This window comes from Cryobacterium sp. Y11 (assembly GCF_002929535.1).
GTDB lineage: Bacteria > Actinomycetota > Actinomycetes > Actinomycetales > Microbacteriaceae > Cryobacterium.
The window spans coordinates 48,896-69,513 of record NZ_PJJO01000051.1; the positions used below are offsets into that span (position 1 = coordinate 48,896).

General features: G+C 64.1%; 15 protein-coding genes. 7 read left to right on the top strand and 8 right to left on the bottom strand.

Annotated elements, in window-relative coordinates; all coding sequences use genetic code 11:
- Window positions 1-516: 516 nt before the first annotated feature.
- The 7 genes from CXY75_RS05325 to CXY75_RS05355 all read right to left on the bottom strand — a co-directional run bounded on the left by CXY75_RS05325 (window position 517) and on the right by CXY75_RS05355 (window position 9,137).
- Window positions 517-786, bottom strand: coding sequence for a hypothetical protein (locus CXY75_RS05325; RefSeq protein WP_104081796.1), 270 nt, complete (start codon window positions 784-786; stop codon window positions 517-519).
- 2 nt (window positions 787-788) lie between these two features.
- Window positions 789-1,235 carry a GNAT family N-acetyltransferase gene (locus CXY75_RS05330; RefSeq protein ID WP_104081797.1) on the bottom strand — a complete coding sequence of 149 codons (447 nt, stop codon included), beginning with the start codon at window positions 1,233-1,235 and terminating at the stop codon, window positions 789-791.
- An 8-nt stretch (window positions 1,236-1,243) separates the two neighbouring features.
- Entirely contained in the window at window positions 1,244-3,838 is a 2,595-nt protein-coding gene (valS, locus tag CXY75_RS05335) for a valine--tRNA ligase (RefSeq protein WP_104081798.1), read from the bottom strand.
- A 124-nt stretch (window positions 3,839-3,962) separates the two neighbouring features.
- Window positions 3,963-5,651, bottom strand: a complete 1,689-nt coding sequence (locus CXY75_RS05340) for an ABC transporter ATP-binding protein (RefSeq protein WP_104081799.1) — start codon at window positions 5,649-5,651, stop codon at window positions 3,963-3,965.
- Entirely contained in the window at window positions 5,648-6,508 is an 861-nt protein-coding gene (locus tag CXY75_RS05345; RefSeq protein WP_369826676.1) for an ABC transporter permease, read from the bottom strand. The genes CXY75_RS05340 and CXY75_RS05345 overlap by 4 nt, the downstream gene beginning before the upstream one ends.
- Window positions 6,505-7,494, bottom strand: a complete 990-nt coding sequence (locus tag CXY75_RS05350; protein ID WP_369826677.1) for an ABC transporter permease — start codon at window positions 7,492-7,494, stop codon at window positions 6,505-6,507. Before CXY75_RS05350 ends, CXY75_RS05345 begins: the two co-directional genes overlap by 4 nt.
- Window positions 7,479-9,137: an ABC transporter substrate-binding protein gene (locus CXY75_RS05355; protein ID WP_104081800.1), complete on the bottom strand. Its 1,659-nt coding sequence runs from the start codon at window positions 9,135-9,137 to the stop codon at window positions 7,479-7,481. Before CXY75_RS05355 ends, CXY75_RS05350 begins: the two co-directional genes overlap by 16 nt.
- A 127-nt stretch (window positions 9,138-9,264) precedes the next feature.
- Here CXY75_RS05355 and CXY75_RS05360 point away from each other — a divergent pair, with 127 nt between their 5' ends.
- The 5 genes from CXY75_RS05360 to ndk all read left to right on the top strand — a co-directional run bounded on the left by CXY75_RS05360 (window position 9,265) and on the right by ndk (window position 15,763).
- Entirely contained in the window at window positions 9,265-9,882 is a 618-nt protein-coding gene (locus CXY75_RS05360) for a TetR family transcriptional regulator (RefSeq protein WP_233201744.1), read from the top strand.
- Between the two features lie 233 nt (window positions 9,883-10,115).
- The gene (ileS, locus tag CXY75_RS05365; RefSeq protein WP_104081878.1) at window positions 10,116-13,514 is read left to right on the top strand and encodes an isoleucine--tRNA ligase; all 3,399 of its coding nucleotides are present in this window, start codon (window positions 10,116-10,118) and stop codon (window positions 13,512-13,514) included.
- Window positions 13,515-13,599: 85 nt separating this feature from the next.
- On the top strand, window positions 13,600-14,970 hold the full coding sequence (locus tag CXY75_RS05370) for a folylpolyglutamate synthase/dihydrofolate synthase family protein (RefSeq protein ID WP_233201756.1): 1,371 nt from the start codon (window positions 13,600-13,602) through the stop codon (window positions 14,968-14,970).
- Complete coding sequence (locus CXY75_RS05375; protein ID WP_104081803.1) at window positions 14,970-15,344, top strand: DUF4233 domain-containing protein; 375 nt, start codon at window positions 14,970-14,972, stop codon at window positions 15,342-15,344. The genes CXY75_RS05370 and CXY75_RS05375 overlap by 1 nt, the downstream gene beginning before the upstream one ends.
- Complete coding sequence (gene ndk / locus CXY75_RS05380) at window positions 15,341-15,763, top strand: nucleoside-diphosphate kinase (RefSeq protein ID WP_104081804.1); 423 nt, start codon at window positions 15,341-15,343, stop codon at window positions 15,761-15,763. Before CXY75_RS05375 ends, ndk begins: the two co-directional genes overlap by 4 nt.
- Window positions 15,764-15,876: 113 nt before the next feature.
- On the opposite strand, the gene CXY75_RS05385 is transcribed toward ndk, so the two are convergent.
- Window positions 15,877-16,476, bottom strand: coding sequence for a vitamin K epoxide reductase family protein (locus CXY75_RS05385; protein ID WP_233201745.1), 600 nt, complete (start codon window positions 16,474-16,476; stop codon window positions 15,877-15,879).
- Window positions 16,477-16,793: 317 nt separating this feature from the next.
- Here CXY75_RS05385 and CXY75_RS05390 point away from each other — a divergent pair, with 317 nt between their 5' ends.
- Both CXY75_RS05390 and CXY75_RS05395 read left to right on the top strand, forming a co-directional pair.
- The gene (locus tag CXY75_RS05390; RefSeq protein ID WP_104081805.1) at window positions 16,794-19,532 is read left to right on the top strand and encodes an Rne/Rng family ribonuclease; all 2,739 of its coding nucleotides are present in this window, start codon (window positions 16,794-16,796) and stop codon (window positions 19,530-19,532) included.
- 20 nt (window positions 19,533-19,552) lie between these two features.
- Complete coding sequence (locus CXY75_RS05395) at window positions 19,553-20,599, top strand: permease (RefSeq protein WP_104081806.1); 1,047 nt, start codon at window positions 19,553-19,555, stop codon at window positions 20,597-20,599.
- Window positions 20,600-20,618: the final 19 nt, after the last annotated feature.

Consider the following 20,618-nt stretch of genomic DNA (forward strand, 5'->3'; position numbering starts at 1 on the left):
ACCGATCGGCGGTCGTCCCCGTATCGCCTTTACAAACGCGTCACCGTCGCCCAGAACATTCTCGTCCGATGGCCGCAGCCGCCGACCCGCTCGCGGCCCGCTCGGGCTGGCTCACCAGCGCCTCACCCGACTCGGCTTCGTCGGCCATCCGGGCGTAGCGTTCTTCTTAGCGCTCCTTCATCGTTCGTCCTTCATCTGCCTTCGGTGCTTTGAGCCCAGCGCCATCAGGTGATAAATCACGACATCTCCGTTCGGCCGAGATTCAACCAAGACTTCAATAAGCTCGCGTGCTTGAGAATAAGGGTGTCCGTTAAACAGCCGTCGCGTTCTCGCGCGAGATTCCGTGCTTAGCGCCGCTCCGTGGCCACTTTGTCGCCAGGCTTTTATTTTAGCCGGATGCAAATTATCGTGCTACGAATCTCAGGTCGTCATTAAGCGGATACGAGATGGCGGAAACCCGCAGGCCGGGTGCCCTGATGGAGGTCGACTAGCACAGCCGAGCCGCGAAAGCGCTCCTTAGATCCACTCCTCGTCATCGTCATCCGTGTTGGTGGACGGCTGCGTGATGGTCGCGCTGTCATCAACCGGATTAAAACGGATGACCGTGCCATCGTCGAGTTCGATCACCGGCTTGGACTCCAGCCAGGTCAACGTCCACCGCCAGGTACTGGTATCCACTGCGAGGGCAGTGAGGTCCTCTTCCACGGCCTGCACGGCGATTTCCACGACGTGGGGGAGGCCGGCCGGTAGGGTGCTGCCCAGAGTCCACCGCGTGCCAAGTTGCATGACTAGACGTCGATCTCGTAGGTGACCCAGTCGGTGCGGGTGCCGACCTGGTCGTAGAGCACCTGGGCCGTGGCATTGTCTGCGGCGGTCACCAATTGCACCTGGGCCAACTTGTGCTCACGCGCGTAACCCTTCACGAAGTCCATCAGAAGAGTAGCGATGCCCTGGCCGCGAGAATCTTCGGCTACGAACAGATCGTCGAGAAAGAGCGCGAGGTCACCGCTGAGGGTGCGCGGCACGGTGCGGTAGTGCGCGAAACCGACGAAGTCGCCCTCGTCGGTGACGGCGACGGCTCCGAACAGGCTGTTGTTCACGTCGATGATCCAGCTCCACACCTGCAGGGCCTTCTGATCAGTGAGTTCGCTCTCGTAGAACTCGCTGTAGCCCTCAAACAGGCCAAGCCAGGCAAAGAAATCCTTGTCGCCCAGCGGGCGTACGGTAACTGACATCTGGTTTCCTAACTTTCCAACACGGTGGCGAACACGATGTCGGTCACAGCGAGCTCGCTGCCGTCGACAAAGGTCAATTCTTGAATCCGACCGACCGCTTTGAGATCAGCGGCGGCCAGGGTAAGGAGGGCGATTTCGGCGGGTGCACCGCAGATAACTGCCGAGTCCAGTTCGGACTTTTGCGACGCCTTTGCATCGGTTTTTGCACGACGGATTCCGGTGAGCGCGCGGCTGGCCAGATCGAGCAGGGCGATATTGCCGGTGGCAACCTCGCCGCTGCCGAGCAGATCGGACGCGACGGGCCAGGATGACGTGTGCACCGATCCCTCGTTCGACCAGGACCAGGCCTCTTCGGTGGCGAACGGCACGAACGGCGCGAACAGACGCAGCAGGGTCGCCAGCGCGGTGCGCAGCGCGGCGACAGCGGATGCCTGCTCCGGTCCAGGCTCGCCGTATGCGCGCTCCTTGACCAGTTCGAGGTAGTCGTCGCAGAAGGTCCAGAAGAAGCTTTCCGTGGTCTCGAGGGCCCGGGCGTGATCGTAGTTCTCGAACGCCGTCGTGGCCTGCGCGACGACGGCGGTGAGGCCGACGAGCATGCTCTGGTCGACCGGCTCGGTGATCGGGGCGTCGATGCTGCCCTGCGACATCGAGACGAATTTGCTCGCGTTGAGAATTTTGATGGCGAGGCGGCGGCCGATCTTGATCTGCGTCGGGTTCTGCGGGTCGAAGGCCGCGTCGGTGCCCAGGCGAGAGGATGCCGCCCAGTAGCGCACCGCGTCGGATCCATGCTTCTCGAGCATGTCGGCCGGGGTGACCACGTTACCCTTCGACTTCGACATTTTCTTGCGGTCGGGGTCGACGATGAAACCGCTCAGCGCGGCGTGCTGCCATGGCGACGTGCCGTGCTGCTGCTCGGCCCGCAGCAGGGTCGAGAACAGCCAGGTGCGAATGATGTCCTGGCCCTGCGGGCGCAGTGAGTACGGGAAGACCAGGTTGAACAGTTCGGGATCCCTCTCCCAGCCGCCGGCCAATTGCGGGGTGAGCGAGGAGGTGGCCCAGGTGTCCATCACGTCAACCTCGCCGACGAAGCCGCCTGCCTGCCCGCGCTGGCTCTCGGTAAAGCCGGGCGCGGCATCCGATGACGGGTCAACCGGCAGCAGGTCGCGGGTGGCGACGATGGGCTGGTCGAAGACCGGGTTGGCATCGGCGTCGAGCGGGTACCAGACCGGCAGGGGCACACCGAAGAAGCGCTGGCGCGAGACCAGCCAGTCGCCGGTAAGGCCGTTGACCCAGTTCTCGTAGCGCACCTTCATGAATTCGGGGTGCCAGGCCAGCTCCGTGCCGTGCTCGAGCAGTCGAGCGCGCAGCTTTTCGTCGCGGGCACCATTGCGGATATACCACTGGCGGGTCGAGACTATTTCGAGCGGCTTGTCGCCCTTTTCGAAGAATTTCACCGCGTGCACGATCGGCTTGGGCTCTCCGATCAGGTCGCCGCTGGCTTTAAGCAGCTCAACCACGGCAGCCTTCGCACCGAACACGGTCTTGCCGGCGAGCTGCGCATAGGCATCGCGGCCGGATTCAGAGGTGATCGCCTCGGGAGCTTCGGCAATGATACGACCGTCAAAACCCATGATGGCCCGGTTGGGCAGGTCGAGTTCCCGCCACCAGACGACGTCGGTGAGGTCGCCGAAGGTGCAGATCATGGCGATCCCCGAGCCCTTGTCCTTCTGGGCGAGGTGGTGGGCGAGTACCGGAACCTCGACACCGAACACCGGGGTGGTCACCGTGGTGCCGAACAGGTGCTTGAAACGTTCGTCATCCGGATGCGCCACCAGGGCCACGCAGGCCGGCATCAGCTCAGGGCGGGTCGTTTCGATCTCAATGGTCGTACCGTCAGGCTTTCGGAACGACACCCGGTGGTACGCGGCCGGCATGTCCTTGTCTTCGAGCTCGGCCTGGGCGACGGCGGTACGAAAAGTGACGTCCCACAGGGTGGGTGCCATGGCCTGGTAGGCCTCGCCACGCTCGATGTTGCCGAGAAAGGAAAGCTGCGAGGTGAACAGGGCCTCCTGGCCGATGGTGCGGTAGGTCTGGGTCCAGTCAACGCTCAGGCCGAGGGTACGCCAGAGTGCCTCAAACTGCTTCTCATCTTCTTTGGTGAGGGTTTCGCAGAGATCGATGAAGTTGCGGCGGCTGATCGGCAGCTGGTCGGCTGCCTTTGAACTCTTGCCGTCGCCACCCTCGAACGGCGGAACGAAGTTCTCGGTGTAGCCGAGCGACGGGTCGCAGCGCACGCCGTAGTAGTTCTGCACGCGACGCTCGGTGGGCAGACCGTTGTCGTCCCAGCCCATCGGATAGAACACGTTCTTGCCGCGCATGCGCTGAAAGCGGGCGACGACATCCGTGTGGGTGTATGAAAACACGTGGCCGATATGGAGCGAACCTGAGGCCGTCGGCGGGGGAGTGTCGATCGAGTAGATCGACTCGCGGGTGGCGTTCTCGCGGTTGAAGCGATAGGTGCCGTCGGCGTCCCAGCGGGTCTCCCACTTGGCCTCCAAACCCTCGAGGGCTGGCTTCTCGGGGACTCGGTCAGCGTTGGTCATGTTACTCCGGTTCGTATAGTCGGCACCGTGTGGATGGTGAGGTGCCTGAGTGTGCCTCTCCAATCTACCCGATCGGCTCTTTTTCCCCGAATGGGACCGCCGTGAGGGCATGCAGCGATTCCAATTAGCCCGGCAGGCGCGGCACCGCAGCGAGCAATTGCGCAGAATACGCATGCTCCGGCGCGGTGAATACACGCGCTGCCGACCCGCTCTCGACCACTCGCCCGCTGCGCATCACCACGACCTCGTCACTGACGTGTTGCACAACGCCGAGGTCGTGGGAGATGAAGATCAGGCTGAGCTCGCGCTCCCGCTGCACGTCGTCGAGCAAGTCGAGCACCTGCGCCTGCACGCTCACATCCAGAGACGACACCGGTTCGTCGCAGATGAGAATATCGGGTCGGCCGGCCAGCGCCCTGGCAATACCGACCCGCTGGCGCTGGCCGCCGGAGAGTTCGAGGGGGCGGCGCGGCAGCACGGTGGCGGCCAGTCCCACCTCGTCCAGCAGGGTCGTGAGCCGGGCCAAGTTCTCGGGTGACCGACGCGCGCTCCGCGTTTGTGGGAGCGCGCGGCCGAGGGCATCTGTGAGAATTTCGCCGACGCTCCAGCGCGGATCGAATGATCCGAGGGAATCCTGATAAATCGCTCCAACGGATGCGCGCCGCCGCCGCCGCCTCTTCTCGCTGACCGAGCTCCAGGCCTGGCCGAACAGTTGCACGTCGCCCTGCTCTAACGGCAGCAGTGCGAGCAGCAGGCGCGCCGTCGTGGTCTTGCCCGACCCGGACTCGCCGACGATGCCGAGGGTGTGGCCACGGAGCAGGGAAAACGAGACGTCGTCGACGGCGAGCTGACGGCTGCCGTCTGGGCGTCGAAAACTGTGCGACAAGCCGATCGCCTCCAGCACGACGGTTTCCCGTACGACGGCCGCGTCGGGCTTGCTCGCGGTGGGCCGGGTCGAATCAGCCCGAGCTGAAACGATCGGCGCCGGCGCCAGCGGCATGCTGGCGGCCAACGATAGCCGCGTGCCGCGCGGCTTGTCGGCCGGCACCGCAGCGACCATGCGGCGAGTCTGCTCGTGCTGCGGCGCAACCAACACCCGCTCGGTGCGACCGGTTTCGATCAGTAGGCCGTCGTGCATGACCGCGACCCGGTCGGCGATGCGGCTGACCACAGCCAGGTCATGGCTGACCAGGAGCACGGCCGTTCCGCTGAGCTTGATCTGCTCGAGCAACGCTAAAATTTGCGCCTGCACGGTCACGTCGAGCGCCGTCGTTGGTTCGTCGGCGATGAGCAGCGGCGGATTCAGTGCGATCGCCGCGGCGATGAGTGCACGTTGGCGCTCACCGCCGGAGAGCTGGCCGGAACGCTTCTGCACCTGCAGTTCGGGGTTCGACAGCCCGACGGCGTCCAGCAGTTCGAGCACCCGGCGGGCACGAGCCGCGGCACCCAGCGTCGTGTGCAGCCGCAGCGAGTCCGCGATCTCGCGGCCGATCGGCCGCAGTGGGTCGAGCGAGACGAGAGCGTCCTGCAACACCAGACCGACATCCTTGCCGCGCCGCACCCGCCAGGCTCGGTCGGTCAGCCCCAGCACGCTTTGCCCGCCGAGTTCGAGGCGGTCGGCCTCGACCCTGGCGTTGGCGCCCGCGAGTCCGAGCAGACTGCGCGCGGTGACACTCTTACCCGAGCCAGATTCGCCGACAATGGCAAGGCACTCGCCTGCCGCAAGCTCAAAAGAAACTCCGCGAACGACCGGAGCGGAAGCGCCAAAGCCCACGCGCAGGGCGCGCACGCTCAGAACCGCTGCCGCGCTCATGCGTGCCGCATTCTACGGTCGATGCTGCGGCCGAGCACGGTGGCGGTCACGGCGGTGAGCACGATGAACAGGCCGGGAAAAAAGCTCATCCACCAGGCCGAGGTGATGTAGGTGCGCCCAGCGGAGAGCATGGCTCCCCACTCCGCGGTCGGTGGTTCCGCGCCGAGGCCGAGGTAGCTGAGCGTTGCAGCCCAGACGATGGCTTGTCCAACGCCGAGGGTGGCGAGTACGAACAGCGGAGCGAGCGTGTTCGGCAGAATGTGACGCAGCAAAATCTGCCACCGAGTGCGCCCGAGCACGGTCGCGGCCTCGACGAAGGCGGCCCCGCGCACGGCGATGAGCTGCCCACGAATGATGCGGGCGTAGCCGGGGGCGGTGGAAAGCCCCACGGCGATCGTCGCCGTTGCCACGCCGGGACCGAAGACGAGAATGAACAGCAGAGCCAGGAGCAGCCCGGGAAAGGCGAACAAGACCTCGAGAAACCGGTTCACGGTGAAGTCGACAACGCGGCCGAGCATTCCGGCCAGGGTTCCAAGCACGATACCCAGCCCCAGACCAATGGCCGTTGCTGCGACACCGATCACGAGCGAATACTGGGTGCCGTGCACGACCCGGGTGTAGATGTCGCGGCCCGATTCGTCGGTGCCGAAGCCGTGCGCGAAGCTGGGCGGTGCAAATGCCGCGAGCGGGTCGATGCCGAGCGGATCGCCGGGGGCCAGAAACTGCGGTGCCACCGCCGATATCAGCAGGAATAGGCCGAGCACTCCAGCCATGCCCTCGGCCACACCGAGGCGGAGTGGCTGCCCAGACTGGCCGGAACGGGTCGTGAGCTCGGCCTGCTGCGCGAGGTCGCTCACGAAAGCCTCAGCCGGGGATCGACCAGGCGACTGACGGCATCCGTCAGCAAAGTCATCAGAATGTACGCCACCGCGACGATCATGACGACGCCGATCACCACCGGAACGTCACGCAGGGTGACCGCGTTCAGCAGTGTACGGCCGAGACCAGGGCGGGCAAAAATAGTCTCGACGACGACCGCGCCGCTGATCAGTGAGCCGAAAGCCCAGCCGGAGAGGCTGATCGCTGGCAGCGAGGCGTGGCGCAGCGCGTGCACCCAGCGCACTCCCCGCTCACTCTCGCCGCGCGCCCGCGCCGAGAGCACGAACGGGCTTTCCAGCGCGATCAGCAGCGACTCGCGCATGATTTGGCCGAGAAACCCGGCTAGCGGAACGGCCAGGGTCAGAACCGGCAATACCAGCCCGGCCAGACTATCGGTACTGATCGGAGGCAATACGCCGATCCAGATGCTGAACACGACGATGAGCGAGGTCGCGAGCCAGAAATGCGGCAGCGCCGCCGCCACGATCTCGAGGCTCGACCCCACCCGCGCGGCAACCAAGCCACCGCGCGTCGACCAAGTGGCGAGGGCGAGGGCGATCACCCACGCCAAGCTGAGGGCGAGGACGGCGAGCAGCAAAGTGCCGCCGAGTTGATCGAGGACGAGCGGGCCGACATCCATATTGAGGGAGTACGAACGCCCGAGATCACCGGTGGCGAGCCGGCCGAGCTGAGTCAGGTACTGCGTGAAAACGGGCTGGTCGAAGCCGTACTCGGCACTGACGGCCGCGAGTGCCTCCGGCGAGGCCTGCGACCCAGGACCGCCGAGCACGGCCTGGGCCGGGTCCCCTGGGATCAGGCGCACCGCAAAGAAGGTGATGGATGCCACGGCCCACAGTACAAAGATCGCTCCGGCCAGGCGCGCGCCGAGTCGGCCCAGCGCCCGAAATACGGGGCGGGCCAGGCCATCCCGGCGGCGATTGGCCGGCGTTACCGGTTCAACCACGCGTCGTACAGCGTGGGCACGGCCACGGTCGGGAGTGTGCGCAGCCCCACCACGTCGCTGCGCAGCAGGTAATGGTTCTGCTGGTCGTAGAGCGGCAAAATGTAGAAGCCCGCCAGAATGCGGTTCTGGGCATCGGCGTACAGGCTGGTGCGCTCGGCGACATCCGTGGTGCTGGCCGCCGTTGTGAGCAGCTCGTCGATCTGGGGGTCGTTGACCTGCGCGAGGTTGGCGAAGTAGCCGCTCGGAGCTGGCACGATGCTATCGGAGTGGTACAGAATGCGCAGCACGTCTGGGCCGACCTTGGTGTACGGAGCGCTGACGGCGTCATAGTCGTTGGTGGCGAGGGCTGCGTACCAGCTGGAGAGGTCCAGTGGGGCCAATTTCACTTCGAAGCCGGTCTCCTTGGCCGTGGCCTGAATTTGTTCGAATACACTCTGCTCGGCCGGAATGGACTGGTTGGTGCTCACCGGAAACTGCACCGAGAGCCGCACGCCATCCTTGACGCGGTAGCCGTCGGCATCCGTTTCACCCCAGCCGGCCGCATCGAGCAGCTCTGCGGCGGCTGACGGATCGTAGCCGAACAGTGTGGGGTCTGAGACGGCGGTTGACTCAACGCTCGACAGCGCCGAGTACGACCGGGTTGCGGTGCCCTGGAACAGGCTCGACACGGCGTCGTCGACGTTCGCCGAGCGGATGAACGCTTCGCGTACGCGTACGTCGTTGAAGGGTGCCTTGCCCGAGTTCAGTTCAATTCGGTTCGAGGATCCGGGGCGGGGCGAGTCGAGGTGTTCGATGGAATCGCTCTGTGTGGCCTGCACGATGGTGTCGGGCTGGGCGTTGTCGATCACGTCGACCTGGCCGGCCTGCAGCGCTGCGTAGCGGGAGGCTGAATCGGGAATGAAGCGCCAGATGACCTGGTCGAGGTAGGCGGGGCCCGAGTGGTCGGCATCCGCTGGTGGGGAGACATAGTCGTCATTGCGCACGAGCGTGATCGCGCTCTGCTTGACCCAGCTGTCCACAATGAATGGGCCGGTACCCACCGGGGCGACGCAGTTCTCGTCCTGGCTGCGTTCGAGTGCGGCGGGGGATTCCATAGCCAGCCACACCTGCGACAGTGACTCCAACAGAGCGCTGTCCGGTTCGGTCATGATGAAGCGCACCACAGTGGGGGAGACAACTTCGGTGCTCGCGACCTTGCCGAGGGCTAGGTATCCGGTGGATGACAGCGTGGTCGGGTTCCGCAAATGGGCAATATTGGCCTGCACGGCCGCGGCGTCAAAGACGGTGCCGTCGGTAAATGAGACGTCTCCCCGTAGCGTGAAGTCCCAGGTCAGACCGTCGGGGCTTGGTGTCCAAGATTCGGCGAGCCACGGAATGATTTGGCCGGCAGAATTGCGGGAGACCAACGATTCCAGGTACTGCGCGGCGATCATGCCCTGCGGAAAGTTACCACCGACGTGCGGGTCGAGGCAGCTCGGTTCGGCGTCGCCAGATGCGTAGGTGAGGGTGCCGCCGGATACCGGGTCGCCGGTGTCGGCAATATTGGAGGTGTCATTGGCGGTGCAGCCGGTGAGGAAGAGGCCCGCGAGGGCCAGACCGGTGACGGCGCGAACGGCGCGGTGCGGATTAGACCAGGTGTGCATGCTGTGTGTCTCTTTTCCCGACGTGTAACCGACGAGTATGCAATTATTGGACTCGATCCAATAATGAATTGGACCAAAATCAATACTAGGTCCGATTTGCAACACTTTGACTCAACACGGGGGCACCTTGACCAATCAACCGACGACTCGGGCCGGCCGTCCGCGCGGATCCTCGCGAGCAATGCTGGAGGAAGCGGCGGCCGAGTTGTTTCTGGAACAGACCTACGCGGGTACGACGATCGAAGAGATCACTCGCCGGGCCGGAGTGAGCCGCAACACCTTCTTCAACTATTTCCCGGCCAAGAGCGATCTGCTCTGGGTTGATATCGATGCCGGGCTGGCCGGGCTGCCGCGGGCGCTGGACGCGTGCTCGCCCGACCTGCCAGTGACGGATGCCGTGCGCTCGGCCCTACTGAGCGTCGCGGCCGGGTTTGGACCCCGTAACGTGCCCTGGGCGCTCACTCAGGACGAGCTGATGGGCACGACGGGCGAGCTCGCAGCATCCGCTCTCTCGCGATTCATGGTCTACTCGGGCAAACTGGCGGACTTCGTCGGGAAGCGGGCGGAATTACCGAAAGACGCAGTACTTTGCCAGGGATTTACTTCGGCGGTCCTTGCCTCAGCAGCCGCAGCGGCCGGCGTCTGGGCGCGGGCCGGCGTGTCGCGCGGAATTTTGGCGCCCTTCGTGGATGCCACCATCACTCCCGTATGTGAGGGATATCGCACGGCACTGTGCTCGGGGTAGAATTGTCCTGAATGACAGTGACCCGGCCATCACCGGGAAGTCTTCGGAAGAACGGATGCTCACCCTCGGGTGAGTTTCTCAGTAGAACCGAACGAATCGGGCCCGTTACAGCCTGTGAATAAGCGGTCGCTCGGTGGTTACGGGCGGCAAGCGAGGTGGTACCGCGGCGATTTCTACAGAATCGTTCGTCCTCGTGGAGCAGGGCCCCAGCGACCCGTCCCGGTAGGAGAAGCATTTTGTACCCCAAGAATCGCAACACGACGCCCGGCGAGGCTATTGTTCCCTCCCCGAACTTTCCGGCGCTCGAAAACGAGGTGCTCGCCTTCTGGAAGGCTGACGACACCTTTCAAGCGTCCATCGACCAGCGGGACGGGGCCGAGGAATGGACCTTCTATGACGGCCCGCCCTTCGCCAACGGCTTGCCGCATTACGGCCACCTGCTCACCGGCTATGCCAAAGACCTGTTCCCCCGGTTTCAGACCATGCGCGGCAAGCAGGTGCACCGCCGCTTCGGCTGGGACACCCACGGCCTGCCAGCCGAGCTGGAAGCCGAGCGCAAGCTCGGCATCACCGACAAGAGCCAGATCGAAGAGATGGGCCTGGCCGCATTCAACGCGGTCGCCCGCGAGTCGGTGCTTGAGTACACCAAGGACTGGGAAGAATACGTCACCCGGCAGGCCCGCTGGGTCGACTTCGAGAACGATTATAAGACCCTCGACATCACCTTTATGGAGTCGGTGATCTGGGCCTTCAAACAGCTGCACACCAAGGGCCTCGCCTACGAGGGCTACCGGGTGCTGCCGTACTGCTGGCGCGACCAGACCCCGCTCTCCAACCACGAACTGCGCATGGACGACGACGTCTACAAGATGCGTCAGGATCAGACCGTCACGGTCACCTTTCCGCTCATCGGCGCCAAGGCTGAAGCACTCGGTCTCACCGCGGTGCGTGCACTCGCCTGGACCACGACCCCGTGGACGCTGCCGACGAACTTCGCGCTCGCCGTTGGCCCCGAGATCGTCTACGCGGTCGTTCCGGCCGGCCCGAACGGCACGCCAGACGCCGAGGTGCTGCGCGAAGGCGCTGGCTCGGCCGCGACAGTTTTCGGCGCCGAATACCTCATTGCGATCAACCTGGTCGGCAACTACGCGAAGGACCTCGGCTACGAAACCGCAGCCGAGGCATCCGCTGCCGTATCGCGCACCGTGCTGGGTCGCGACCTTGAGGGGATCAGCTACGACCGTCTGTTTGATTATTACGCCGACGAATCCATCTGGGGAACCCAGAACGCGTGGCGTATCCTCGTCGCCGACTACGTCACCACGAGCGACGGTACCGGCATCGTGCACCAGGCTCCCGCCTACGGCGAGGAAGACCAGAAAATCGGTGAGGCCGCCGGCATCCCCGTCATTCTCTCGCTCGATGACGGGGGAAAGTTTCTCAGCGACGTTCCCGAGGTCGCCGGCCAGCTCTGGAGCGACGCCAACAAGCCACTCACCGCGCTGCTCAAGGCCAACGGCCGGCTGATCCGCCAGGCCAGCTACGAACACTCCTACCCACACTGCTGGCGCTGCCGCAACCCGCTCATCTATAAGGCCGTCTCAAGCTGGTTCGTGCGCGTCACCGACTTTCGTCCACGCATGGTCGAGCTGAACCAGGAGGTGAACTGGGTTCCCGAGAACGTGAAAGACGGCCAGTTCGGCAAGTGGATCGGTAACGCCCGCGACTGGTCGATCAGCCGCAATCGATACTGGGGTTCGCCCATCCCGGTCTGGAAGAGCGACAACCCCGATTACCCCCGAACGGATGTCTACGGCTCGCTCGACGAGCTCGAAGCCGACTTCGGCGTGCGCCCCACCGACCTGCACCGTCCCTACATCGACGAACTCACCCGGCCGAACCCCGACGACCCCACCGGGCAGTCGACGATGCGTCGCATCACTGACGTGCTCGACGTCTGGTTTGACTCCGGCTCGATGCCGTTCGCCCAGGTGCACTACCCCTTCGAGAACCGGGAATGGTTTGAAGCGCACAACCCGGCCGACTTCATCGTGGAATATATTGGGCAGACCCGCGGCTGGTTCTACCTGCTGCACGTTCTCTCCACCGCCCTGTTCGACCGACCGGCATTCAAAAACGTGGTCAGCCACGGCATCGTGCTCGGCAACGACGGCCAGAAGATGAGCAAGTCGCTGCGCAACTACCCGGACGTCAACGAGGTCTTCGACCGCGACGGCGCCGACGCCATGCGCTGGTTCCTGATGAGCTCCCCGGTACTGCGCGGCGGCAACCTCGTCGTGACAGAGGAAGGCATTCGAGAAGGCACCCGCCAGGTCATGCTTCCACTCTGGAGCACGTACTACTTCTTCTCCCTGTACGCCAACGCGTCGGCTTCCACGAACGGCGCCTCTGGCTATGATGCCGTGTGGCGCACCGATTCCACCGACGTACTCGACCGCTACCTGCTCGCCAAGACGCGCGACCTCATCGTCGGCGTCACGAGCGACCTCGAAGCGCTCGACAGCACGATCGCCGCCGCCCGACTGCGCGACTTTGCCGACGTGCTCACCAACTGGTACGTTCGCCGTTCGCGCGACCGATTCTGGGGCGGCGCCGCTGCCGGTGCCACCTCGCACGAAGCCTTCGACACCCTGTATACCGTGCTCGAAACCGTGTGCCGGGTTACTGCTCCGCTGCTGCCGCTCGTTACAGAACGCATCTGGCAGGAACTGACCGGCGGTCGCAGCGTGCACCTCGAAGACTGGCCAGATGCCGCCCTGTTTCCCGCCGACGAAGAACTCGTCACCGCAATGGACCAGGTGCGCCTGATCAGCAGCACGGTGCTCTCGCTCCGTAAGCAGGCTGGCCTGCGGGTGCGCCTGCCGTTGACCAACCTCACCGTCGTCACTGACAACAGCGCGGCACTGGCACCGTTCGTTGGCATTCTCCGCGACGAGCTCAACGTGAAAACGGTCACCCTGATCGAGCTCGAAGACGGCAGCGCGGCAGCCTACGGCGTCACGAGCAAGCTCGTCGTCAACGCCCGGGCCGCTGGTCCCCGCCTCGGCAAGCAGGTGCAGCAGGTTATCAAGGCCGCACGCGCTGGCGACTGGAGCGAGACCGACGGCGTCGTCACGGCCGGCGGCATCGCCCTGGAGCCGAGCGAATTCGAGCTCACCCTCGAGGCGAACAACGACGGCGCCAACGATGCAGCGGCCCTGGCCTTGCTGCCCGGCGGAGGATTCGCGCTGCTCGCGACGACCACCACGCGCGAACTCGAGGCAGAGGGCTTCGCCCGCGACCTCATTCGCGCCGTGCAAGACACCCGCAAGTCGGCCGGTTTTCAGGTGAGCGACCGCATCCGTCTCGATCTGGTTTTTCAGAATGAAGCGGATGCCGACTCCTTCGACCTCGCCGTCGGGGTCAACGTCGCGGCCGAAACCCTCGCCACGACGTTTGGCACCCATCGCCCGTCGCAGGGCGAATTTTCTGCCGCACTGCCCTCCGAATGGCTCGCAGCGCGCGTTGGCGCGCCGGTCGAGCACTATGTCTGCTTTGAAGCCGACCACTATGTCAATCAGGGCGCCGTCATCGTGGCCGTCGCACGCGTGAATGGAGCCAACCTTGTCTGATATCGACAACCCCAACGACGACGCGCCCGTTGACGACGCTGCTGACTGGAAGAACATCACCGGTCGCGGCGATGATGACGAGCCGATGAACCAGCCGGCCCCGCTCGATGCTTTTCGGGAAGCCGGCGATGCCGTCTTCGCCGAACTATTGCTGCGGGTCGGGGAGGCCCAGCCGCAACCGCGACTGGCGCCGACCCGCCGCGTTCTGGATTATCTCGGCGACCCGCAGACCTCGTATCCGATCATTCACATAGCCGGGACCAACGGCAAGACCAGCACGAGCCGCATTGTCGAGAGCATTGTGCGCGCGTACGGTCTGCGCACCGGCCTGTTGACCAGCCCGCACCTGGTGCGGCTCAACGAGCGCATTGTCGTTGACGGCGAACCGATCAGTGATCAGATTCTCGCCGCCAACTGGGCCGACATTCAGCCCTACCTGCAGATCGTCGACACGGAGCTCGAAACCGCCGGCGAGGTACCGCTGACCTTTTTCGAGGCGCTCACCGTGCTCGCGTTCGCATGCTTTGCCGACGCACCGGTGGACGTTGCCGTGATCGAGGTCGGGATGGGCGGAGAGTGGGATTCCACCAACGTCGCCGACGGACAGGTGGCCGTGTTCACCCCGATTGCCCTCGATCACACGCTGCGCCTCGGCAACACCGTCGCCGAGATCGCCCGCACCAAAAGCGGCATCATCAAGCCGGCGGCATCCGTTGTTTCAGCGGCGCAGAGCCCGGATGTGCAGGCCGAACTCGATCGTGCAGCAGAACTGACCGAATCGAAACTGGTGCGTGAGAACGACGGTTTCGAGCTTGTCTCCAGCACCGTTGCCGTGGGTGGGCAGGTTATCTCGGTGCGCGGTCTCGCCGGTACATACAACGAACTGTTTCTGCCGCTCTACGGTACCCACCAGGCGCATAACGCGGCCCTGGCCATCGCGGCCGTCGAATCGTTTCTCGGTGCGGGGAGCCAGGCCCTGGTTGGCGACCTGCTCGCCGAAGGCCTCGCCACGGCGACGTCTCCCGGTCGACTGCAGCTCATCGGCATCGAACCGACCGTGCTCGTGGACGCCGCGCACAACCCGCACGGGGCAACGGCCCTCGCCGCAGCCCTCGAGGCCTACTTTGACTTCGACGAAATCGCCGTTGTCGTGGGAATTCTCGCCGACAAAGACGCTGCGGGCATCGTTGCCGCCCTCGCGCCCCAGGTCGACCGGTTCTACGTCACCGAGCCGCACTCCGAGCGGGCCACACGCATGGACGACCTCGCCGACAGCATCGCCGCGTGGACCAGCGACGAGGTCACCTTCCGCTTCGACGATCTGGCCGGTGCCCTCGAGAGCGCCCGCGAATGGGCCGGCGAGGCGCCCAAGCGCGCCGTGCTGGTCACTGGCTCGATCGTGCTCGTCGGCGAAGCGATCACCCTCGCTGCCGCCGGTGAGTGGATGGAGAAGTGATGAGGCCGCGCTCGGTCACACGCTCCCTCGCCACGATCCTGCTCGGGTTCGAAACGATCGTCGTCTTTCTGGGCGCAGTGGTCACCCTGGGCCTCGTGTCCGTTTCCACCGAACCGACATCGGTCTCGCCGCTCTTCGTGATCATCGGCGGTGTGCTGCTCTGCCTGGCTATGGTCGCCGTGATCGGCCTGCTCCGTTTCAGCTGGTCGTATCCGATCGGCTGGGCGCTTCAGGCGATCATTATTGCCACTGGGTTCGTCACCCCGGCCATGTTTTTCGTTGGCGCCCTGTTTGCCGCCATGTGGACATACTGCATGATCATGGGCTCACGACTAGATCACCCGCATCCAGATCAACCCAAGGAGATTATATGAACACCCAGGTCGAAGAAACCCTCGTTTTGGTCAAGCCTGATGGGGTTGCCCGCAACCTGACCGGTGAAATTTTACGCCGCATCGAGGCCAAGGGATATTCCCTGGTTGACGTGAAGCTGGTCGAACCCGACCGAACGCTCCTTGCCGCGCACTACGCAGAGCACGAGGGAAAGCCGTTCTACGAGCCACTGGTCGAATTTATGGAGAGCGGCCCGATCGTCGCGTTCCGCGTTGCCGGCAATCGGGTCATTGAGGGATTCCGTGCCATCGCCGGCACCACCGACCCGACCACAGCAGCGCCCGGTACCATCCGCGGTGACCTCGGTCGCGACTGGGGCGTGAAGGTTCAGCAGAACCTGGTGCACGGCTCCGATTCACCCGAATCCGCAGCCCGCGAGCTCGCGCTCTGGTTCAACTGACTGGTCGCATTTTCACCCTGCGCCGGTGCTGCGCCGCTACGCGGGAGGCCCAACTCCCGCGTAGCGGCGCAGCACCCGCGCGACTCGTGACGTGCGATGCGGCGCAGCAGACCTTACAGGCGGTTCAACACGTCCATGTTGACCTGGGCAACGATGAAGAACGCGATATAGCAAACAATGGTGATGACAAACATCCAGGAATAGGCCGCAGCGGCGATGCGGCGAACGGATGCCCCACCCGGCAAATACCCCACCTTAAAGTTGTACAGCGTGACGGCTAAAAAGACCGGAATGGTCACCGCCCAAGTCACCATGCACCAGGGGCACAACACATCGAGCACGAAGATGCTCTGGGCAATCAGCCAGATCACAAACACCATCGCGCCGAGCACGCCAACATTGAGGCCGACCCAAAACCAGCGCGCAAACCGGGCGCCAGCCAGAATAACCACGCCGATAGTAATCACAACGCTCCAGGCGGCGAGCCCGAGTAGCGAATTGGGAAAGCCCAAAATGGCTCCCTGTGGCGACGAGAGATTCGTCGCACAGCCGATCAACACACTGAAGTTGCAGCTCAGCTGCGCATTGGGATCTTCCAACAGATGAATCTTGTCGAGCGTGAGCGCTAATGCAGCGGAAAAAGCAATGATCCCCGCGATGATCAGGAAAAAAGCCAGTCCAGTTGGACGGTGATAACGCTCTGTCTGTGGCACGCCCCCGATTATGCCACGCGTGCGGCGTGGCTTTGTGCGAATACATGCGATAATCGTGGGTAGTCGTTGAGCCGCGCTCAAGCAGACGCCACAGAGTTTAATGAGTACAGAGCTTAATGGGCAACAGTCGCCCAGCACATGGGTCCCACGACCCGACGTATTCGCAACCAGAGCACCGGTCTCCGAGTACCACCAGAGATCAAAGCCGGTTGCAGAAGTAAAAGATTCGCGGTGTTTACACGCAGGTGAAAATATCGCACGAGAGAGTAACCGGTGGGTGGCGCGGTCGCCCACAGCGGTCAAGGAGCGCACCAGTGATGGTGGAAGACAACGAAAACAAAAAACGCAAGAGCCTATTTGGTACTCGTCGCGCCGCCCGGAAAACACCGGTGACGGTGCCGAGTGTTGCTGCGCCGAGCGTTGACCTGCCGACAGTTGAGGAGCCGGCTGCTGCTGAGGCAGTGGCGCCAGCACCCGACAAAGTGATCATCGCCGAGTACAACAACGTCACCGGAGCCCAGCAGATGATTGACGCAACGAACGATTCGAGTCAGAACAGCACCGCCGAGACTCCCATTCCGGCCCCGGTACGAACGTCGTTCTCCCTACTGTTCCAGGCGCCGGAGATTCTGCCGCTGCCGGCGCGCACGGGCATCCGTTCGTCGCAGCAGCACCAACACGAACTCGGTGACGACGATTTCGAGGAAGAGGCGACAAGCGTTCGTCGCCGCGCTCGTCGTCGCACCGGCGATGAGAACCGTTCGGGGACCGACGACCCAGCCAACACGGTCGTCAAGGTGCGTGCCCCGCGCGAACCCGAACTCATCACCGAACCTCAGCGCATCAAGGGCTCTACTCGGATCGAAGCCAAGAAACAGCGTCGCCGCGACGGCCGCGATGCCGGACGCCGCCGCCCCGTCATCACGGAGGCCGAATTTCTCGCCCGCCGGGAGTCCGTCGACCGTCTCATGGTCGTGCGCGCCAAGCACAACAAGATTCAGATCGGTGTGCTTGAAGACGGCGTGCTGGTCGAGCACTACGTTGCCAAGAATCAAGACGCGTCGCTCATTGGCAATGTGTACCTCGGCCGCGTGCAGAACGTGCTTCCGAGCATGGAAGCCGCGTTCGTTGACATCGGGCGTGGCCGCAACGCTGTGCTGTATTCCGGTGAGGTCGACTGGGACGCCGCCGCCGAGAACTCCGGCAGCAGCAACCAGGCTCGGCGCATCGAGCTCGCGCTCAAGCCCGGCGACAAGGTGCTCGTGCAGGTGACTAAGGATCCGATCGGTCACAAGGGCGCCCGGCTCACCAGCCAGGTCTCGTTGCCCGGCCGATACCTCGTGTACGTGCCGAACGGTTCGATGAACGGCATCAGTCGCAAGCTGCCAGACACCGAGCGGGTACGCCTGAAGAAGATCCTCAAGGAGGTTCTGCCAGACAACGTCGGCGTCATCGTGCGCACCGCCGCCGAGGGAGCCACCGACGAGCAACTCACCGTCGACGTCGACCGGCTGCGGCTGCAGTGGGCCAGCATCGCCGAGCAGGTCGAAACGGCCCAGGCCCCCGCCGAATTGCACAGCGAGCCTGACCTGCTGGTCAAGATCGTGCGCGACGTCTTCAACGAAGATTTCCAGCGGATGATCGTGGCCGGCCCCGACGTGCGCTCCACCATCGAGACCTATCTCAGCCAGGTTGCTCCCGACTTGCTCCAGCGCGTCGAAACCTACGAGGGCGAGGTCGATGCTTTCGACGAGTTCCGCATCTCCGAGCAGATTGAAAAGGCACTCGACCGCAAGGTTTGGCTGCCGTCCGGTGGATCCCTCGTGATCGACCGCACCGAAGCCATGACCGTCGTCGACGTCAACACCGGCAAGTTCGTTGGCAGCGGCGGAAACCTCGAAGAAACCGTCACCAAGAACAACCTCGAAGCTGCCGAAGAAATCGTGCGCCAGCTACGCCTGCGCGACATTGGCGGCATCATCGTCGTCGACTTCATCGACATGGTGCTCGAGAGCAACCGCGACCTCGTATCGCGTCGCTTGATCGAGTGCCTCAGCCGCGACCGCACCAAGCACCAGGTGGCCGAGGTCACCTCGCTCGGGCTCGTACAAATGACGCGCAAGAAGCTCGGCCTCGGACTGCTCGAATCGTTCAGCGAAAACTGCGAGGCCTGTGCCGGCCGTGGCATCGTGATTCACCACGACCCGGTGATCAAGCACCGCCAGACCGCCCAGCCGCCGCAGGAACGCCGCCCGCGCGCCAAGGGCGGCAACGGCGCCTCCACCAATAACGGTGGCGGCAACGGCCGCGAAAACTCGGGCCAACGGGACGGGTTGAACCGGGACGGCTTCACCGCCGGTTTCGATGCGCCTAAGACTGGTCAGGGCACGCACGGCATTACCGAGGACGCCAAGCACGCCCTCGCGCAGATTGCAGCGCGCACTATCACCCGCACCGGCTCGATCGCGATCGTCACGCCCGAAGCGGTTGCGGTTGCCGATGCGATCGATCAGGTCAGCGTCGATCAGGTCAGCACCGATCAGGTCAGCACCGAGCCAGTCAGTACCGAGCAGGTCGAGCCGGCCATCGCTGAGCGTTCTCGCGGTCGCCAGTCACGGTCACGCGGTGGGCGCAGCCAGCAGTCGCGGTCCGAACAGGCCAGGGCCCGTTTGGCCAGCACGGAACAAGCCAGCGCCGAAGCCAGCGCCGAACAACACGCGAAGGCAGAGCAGGCTCCCGTCACTGCTCCGGCCAACGACGCTCCGGCCATCACTCCCGCTGCCGACACTAACGACAGCTCGGAGTCCGTCGATATCCTCGACATTCCGCTGAAGAAGTCGACGCATAACACGCGGCGGCCGAGCAAGCAGATCACCGATCAGCTACTCGACTCCGTGCTCGACTCCCTTCCGGAACCGAAGCAGCCTGGCCAAGGCCGTGCACGCAGCCGTCGCGTGACGACCGCCGGCGGTGCCACCGGTCAGGCCATTCTGACCGCGGCTGGTTCGGCGACGTCCGCCGCCGCTGTTTCCAGCCAACAGCCGCTCGGCGAGTAGGCGCCGAAACAAGTTAGACGGTGACGCACCTCGGCAACCACGTCCCCCTCCCGCGGCGATGGCCTCTTGGCCTCACCGCGGGGGTAGCGGTAGTACTCACTGTTTTCGTAGCGCGGGCGCTATCGCCGGGCTTCGTCGACGCGCAGCTGAGCGGCTTTCAGCTGCCCGATCGGGTGCAGGACACCCTCACCCTCGCGATCAGCGTCATCATCGAGTCGGTGCCCTTCGTCTTCTTGGGCATTCTGCTCTCGGCGGTCGTGCAGGTCTGGTTGCCGCCCGGCGTTCTTGCTCGGCATCTGCCACATAACCCCATTCTGCGGCGTGCGTCGATTTCACTGCTCGGCATGTTCTTTCCAGTCTGCGAATGCGGCAATGTTCCGCTCGCTCGCGGATTCATGGTCGGCGGGTTCACCGTTTCCGAATCCATCACGTTCCTGCTCGCCGCGCCCATCCTGAACCCCATCACCATCATCACGACACACCAAGCCTTTGGCTGGGACGGTCATATTTTGGTGGCGAGATTGGTCGGCGGATTTCTCATCGCCAACGTCGTCGGCTGGCTATTCAGTAAGCATCCCGACCCGCAGAGCCTACTGACGACCCGGTTCGCCGCAGCGTGCGCTGTCGGTTCGACCAGCGGTCACGATCATGAGCATGCGCGCGAGAGCCGGTTCGGCCGCACCACCGAGATCTTCATTCGCGAAACGTCGGTCATCATGCCGGCCCTGTTCATCGGTTCCGCCGTAGCTGCCCTCACCCAGGTTTTCGTGCCGCGCTCGGTGTTGCTTGCCCTCGGCAGCAACCCTGTCTGGTCCGTTCTGGCCATGATGGCCCTCGCCTTTATCGTGGCGGTCTGCTCCAACGTCGATGCCTTTTTCGTGCTGTCCTTCGGTAGCACCTTTCTTCCCGGTGGCATCGTGGCCTTTCTCGTCTTCGGCGCCCTGATCGACGTGAAGATGCTGGCCCTCATGCGCACGACATTCACGAGCCGCACCCTCGTTCACATCACCGTGGTGGTCGGCCTGATGAGCGCGGCGCTCGGCTTGTTGGTGAACTATGCGGCGTAGTAGCGGATGGGCTCTTCGG

Bases quoted from the DNA above. Each gene is read 5' to 3' on its own strand.
- CXY75_RS05325 (WP_104081796.1), bottom strand. From the start codon at position 786: ATGCAACTTGGCACGCGGTGGACTCTGGGCAGCACCCTACCGGCCGGC.
- CXY75_RS05330 (WP_104081797.1), bottom strand. From the start codon at position 1,235: ATGTCAGTTACCGTACGCCCGCTGGGCGACAAGGATTTCTTTGCCTGG.
- valS (WP_104081798.1), bottom strand. From the start codon at position 3,838: ATGACCAACGCTGACCGAGTCCCCGAGAAGCCAGCCCTCGAGGGTTTG.
- CXY75_RS05340 (WP_104081799.1), bottom strand. From the start codon at position 5,651: ATGAGCGCGGCAGCGGTTCTGAGCGTGCGCGCCCTGCGCGTGGGCTTT.
- CXY75_RS05355 (WP_104081800.1), bottom strand. From the start codon at position 9,137: ATGCACACCTGGTCTAATCCGCACCGCGCCGTTCGCGCCGTCACCGGT.
- CXY75_RS05370 (WP_233201756.1), top strand. From the start codon at position 13,600: ATGAACCAGCCGGCCCCGCTCGATGCTTTTCGGGAAGCCGGCGATGCC.
- CXY75_RS05375 (WP_104081803.1), top strand. From the start codon at position 14,970: ATGAGGCCGCGCTCGGTCACACGCTCCCTCGCCACGATCCTGCTCGGG.
- ndk (WP_104081804.1), top strand. From the start codon at position 15,341: ATGAACACCCAGGTCGAAGAAACCCTCGTTTTGGTCAAGCCTGATGGG.
- CXY75_RS05390 (WP_104081805.1), top strand. From the start codon at position 16,794: ATGGTGGAAGACAACGAAAACAAAAAACGCAAGAGCCTATTTGGTACT.